The sequence below is a fragment of the Aeromicrobium stalagmiti genome (assembly GCF_013283745.1).
GTDB classification, from domain to species: domain Bacteria; phylum Actinomycetota; class Actinomycetes; order Propionibacteriales; family Nocardioidaceae; genus Aeromicrobium; species Aeromicrobium stalagmiti.
The window spans coordinates 1-1140 of the sequence record NZ_JABSTZ010000017.1; the positions used below are offsets into that span (position 1 = coordinate 1).

Annotated in this window: 1 protein-coding gene; it reads right to left on the bottom strand. The window is 67.6% G+C overall.

The window, feature by feature from the left end:
- Positions 1-1065: IS4-like element ISBvi1 family transposase (locus HQK15_RS18230; protein ID WP_173492927.1), on the bottom strand; the 1065-nt coding region annotated here is incomplete at its 3' end.
- Positions 1066-1140: the final 75 nt, after the last annotated feature.

Sequence of the window (1140 nt, forward strand, 5' to 3'; positions counted from 1 at the left end):
CCCCCACAGCTCCTGCTGCACCAGCTCGGGCGTCTTGCTGCGCAGCACCGTGCTGTTGGCGCGCAAATGCGTCTTGAACTCATCGAACACCCCCTCGATCTCCCAGCGCTCGTGGTACAGCGCGGCCAGCTCCAGGGCCGGCGCCGCATCGGGGTCCAGGAGGTTGGTCAGCAGCCGGTAGCTGCCCTGCGCCGGCGTGGCCGAGCCCTCGAGCGCGTAGTCGATCACACGCACCGTTTGCCCTGCGCGCCGCGCGCGGTCGTCGCTGTCGAACACGCGGCTCAGGTACGAGCCATCGGGCAACATCTGCTCTACCGGCAGCTTGAGGTTGGATTTGACCCGCCAGGCCAGCTTGGCGCCCGTAGCGCAGGCGGTCTGCCAGAGCTTGAAGCCGTAGAAGTTGCGGTCGGCCAGCACCAGCATCTCGGGCGTGAGCTTGGCGGGCAGCAACTGGGCGGCCATGACCTGCTCGCTGTGGCCGTAGGGTGCGATGCCGGCTGCCACCACCGCGTGCGTGCCGCATTCCACCAGGCCCAGAACGCGCGCCTGCGGGAAGGCGCTTTGGCCGCGCGAGGCGCCCGGGTAGCCGAAGAACTTGGCGTTGGCCGCCTCGTCGGCCACGTCCATGCAGCTGCCGTCCAGGGCCATCACGCGCAATCCCCGGTACCACGCCCCTGGCGCCCCCGGCGCGGCCAGCGGGCGCAGCACCCGATCGGCCAATTGGCGCATGACCTCGGGGCCCAGCCGGCTGCGCGCCTGCGAGATCGCGGACTTGCTGGCCTGCACCGCCTCAGTGTGGCCGCCGCCGAGCCATTGCAGGCCTTCGCACACCACGCGCAGCACTTCCTCCAGCGGCGCTTCGCGCCACAGCGCCAGCGCCATCACGTAATACACCACTGCCGGCGCGGGCAGCAGCCGCTCCCGCTGGCTGGCCTTGCCGGTCTCGGCCAACACTTCTTCGATCAACGTCCGTGGACACACGCTGGCCAGCACCCCGGCGCTGATCAAATGCGCAACGTCAACTCTCGACGGCAGCGTCTTGCGTGTTCTGGCCATCACCCTCATCCATTGAAGCTTCGATGGATGAGGATTATGGCTTTAAAAATACTATCTGAACAGTATTGGGCTTAGCGGCCGATA